Origin of the sequence: Shimia sp. (assembly GCF_041624275.1) — a bacterium.
GTDB lineage: Bacteria > Pseudomonadota > Alphaproteobacteria > Rhodobacterales > Rhodobacteraceae > Shimia.
Map to the genome: position 1 here is coordinate 1 of NZ_JBFJVE010000289.1, position 2,440 is coordinate 2,440.

At 66.3% G+C, this 2,440-nt stretch carries 4 protein-coding genes and 1 pseudogene; all 5 read left to right on the plus strand.

From position 1 onward, the window contains the following. A pseudogene (locus ABZD10_RS15210) lies at positions 1-166 on the plus strand (ribulose-phosphate 3-epimerase); the annotation flags it as partial. Positions 167-178: 12 nt separating this feature from the next. Further along, on the plus strand, positions 179-733 hold the full coding sequence (locus ABZD10_RS15215) for a thioredoxin family protein (protein WP_372887811.1): 555 nt from the start codon (positions 179-181) through the stop codon (positions 731-733). Further along, positions 730-1,395 (plus strand): phosphoglycolate phosphatase, encoded by a 666-nt coding sequence (gph, locus tag ABZD10_RS15220; protein ID WP_372887813.1) that lies wholly within the window; start codon positions 730-732, stop codon positions 1,393-1,395. The genes ABZD10_RS15215 and gph overlap by 4 nt, the downstream gene beginning before the upstream one ends. Next, the gene (locus tag ABZD10_RS15225) at positions 1,392-2,102 is read left to right on the plus strand and encodes an HAD-IA family hydrolase (protein WP_372887815.1); all 711 of its coding nucleotides are present in this window, start codon (positions 1,392-1,394) and stop codon (positions 2,100-2,102) included. The genes gph and ABZD10_RS15225 overlap by 4 nt, the downstream gene beginning before the upstream one ends. Before the next feature lie 188 nt (positions 2,103-2,290). Further along, positions 2,291-2,440, plus strand: a 150-nt coding sequence (locus tag ABZD10_RS15230) for a hypothetical protein (protein ID WP_372887817.1), incomplete at its 3' end; no start/stop codon positions are given.

Sequence of the window (2,440 nt, forward strand, 5' to 3'; positions counted from 1 at the left end):
CATCACCCCCGAGACCGCGCCGCTGATGGCCGCTGCCGGCGCCGACGTGCTGGTGGCGGGTTCGGCGGTGTTCAACGGCGGCTCGGTCACCGAGCCTTCGGTCTATGGCCACAATATCCGCGCCATCCGCACCGCCGCGCATAGCGCGTGTGGCCAGGCGCAATGAAGGAGTACCCAGATGGCCGTTTCTCCCCCGGTTTGTGACTTCGGCTGGCGGGCGCCCGCTTTCAGGCTGCCGGCCACCGACGGCAGATCCTATTACCTTGCCGACATCGCAGGCCCCAGGGGGACACTGGTGATGTTCATCTGCAACCACTGCCCCTATGTGATCGCCGTGCTCGACCGTATCCTGCGCGATGCCCGCGACCTTGGCGACCTCGGCATCGGCGTCGCCGCGATCTGTTCCAACGACCCGGCCAGCCATCCGCAGGACGGGTTCGGCGAAATGGCGGACCTCGCCGCCAGACACCGCTTTCCTTTCCCCTATCTGCACGACGCGGGCCAATCGGTGGCCCGCGCCTATGGTGCGGCCTGCACGCCGGATTTCTTCGGCTTTGACGCCGGCATGGGGTTGCAATACCGGGGCCGTCTCGATGCCTCGCGCAAGAAGGCCGGCCCGGACGACCTGCGTCGCGACCTCTATGAGGCGATGAAACAGGTCGCCGAAACCGGGCGCGGGCCAAGCGACCAGATCCCGTCGATGGGATGCTCAATCAAGTGGAAGTCCAAATGAAAACCGTTGTCTTCGATCTCGACGGCACGCTGATCGACAGCGCCCCCGACATCCATGCGGCATGCGAGAAAATGCTGTTGCAGGAAGGCCGCAGGCCGCTGCCTCTTGAAACGGTCCGCTCCTTTATCGGCAACGGCGTTCCCAAGCTGGTAGAGCGGGTGATCGAGGCCTCGGGTCTTGCCGGCGAGGAACTCCCAAGGCTGACCGCCGATTTTCTCTCCCATTACGAGGCCGCGCCCTCGGCCCTGACAACGGTCTATCCCGGTGCCAGATCGCTGCTGCGCGAGCTCAAGGCCCGGGGCTACGGGGTCGGGCTCTGCACCAACAAACCCGAGGCACCGACCCGGGCGATCCTGCGCGACCTTGATCTCGAACGCTATTTCGACGCCATCGTCGGCGGCGACACCCTGCAGCGCCGCAAGCCCGATCCGGCGCCGCTGCTGCGCGTCTTCGAGCAGCTGGGCGCCACCGGCCGTCTCTATGTCGGCGACAGCGAAGTCGATGCCGAGACGGCACAGCGCGCCAACCTGCCCTTTGCCCTCTACCTGCCGGGCTATCGCAGGGTGGCGGCTGGCGATCTGCCCCATGCGCATGCCTTCGACGATTTCTCCCAACTGTCCGGCGATGTCGACCGGCTCCTTGCATCCGAGGTATCCGCATGACCCTGAAGGCCCTGATTTTCGATGTCGACGGGACTCTGGCCGAAACCGAAGAGGCACATCGCGCCGCCTTCAACCGCTCCTTCGCCGCCTGGGGGCTCGACTGGTCGTGGTCGCAAGAGACCTATCGCGACCTGTTGAAAACCACCGGTGGCAAGGAACGGATAAAGGCGTTCCAGGCCGGCCTGCCGGACACCGCCGGTCGCCTTGGCGACGCCGAAATCGCGGCGCTGCACAAGGCAAAGACCGCCCGCTACGCCGATATCCTGAAGCAAGGCGGCATGTCGCTGCGCCCCGGGGTGGCCGAGATGGTAGGGGCCGGTCGCCGGGCGGGGCTGAAACTGGCCATCGCCACCACCACCAACCGGCCCAATGTCGAAACCCTGTGCCGAAGCTGCTGGGGAAAGCCGGCCTACGAGATCTTCGATCACATCGCGGCGGGCGACATGGTGCAGGCCAAGAAACCGGCCCCGGACGTCTATCTCCTGGCGTTGACCCAACTCGGCCTGCCGCAGGAAAAATGCCTCGCCATCGAAGACAGCCGCAACGGCGTGCTGTCGGCACGCGGCGCCGGGCTCCGGGTCCTGGTGACGCCATCGGCGTATTCCGCAGACGAGGATTTTACCGGCGCAGCCTGGAAAACCCCCTCCCTGTCACCCGGCCACCTGCCGCGGTGGCTGGCAAAGACCCTCGGTCTCGTGGTCGGCTGAAGGCCTCCGCGCAGAAGGCGGCGGCCGACACCGCGAAGCGGGCGCAGCCGGCAGGGTGCCAATGGGCGGCGCACCGCCGGGCAATGACCACCGCAACGCGGCGCCACGGGCAAGGCGACCCCGGCCGCAACCCTGCACGGGATCCGCGGTCGCGCCTAATACCCCAGAACAAGAAGGAGTGACGACAGGTGATTATTGGAACACCAAGAGAGGTGTTTGACGGAGAGAACCGTGTGGCGATGACGCCGGACTCCGCCAAGCAGCTGATGAAGCTGGGATATGACTGCGCCATCGAGGCCGGAGCGGGGGCCAATGCCGGGTTTTCCGACGCCGCCTAC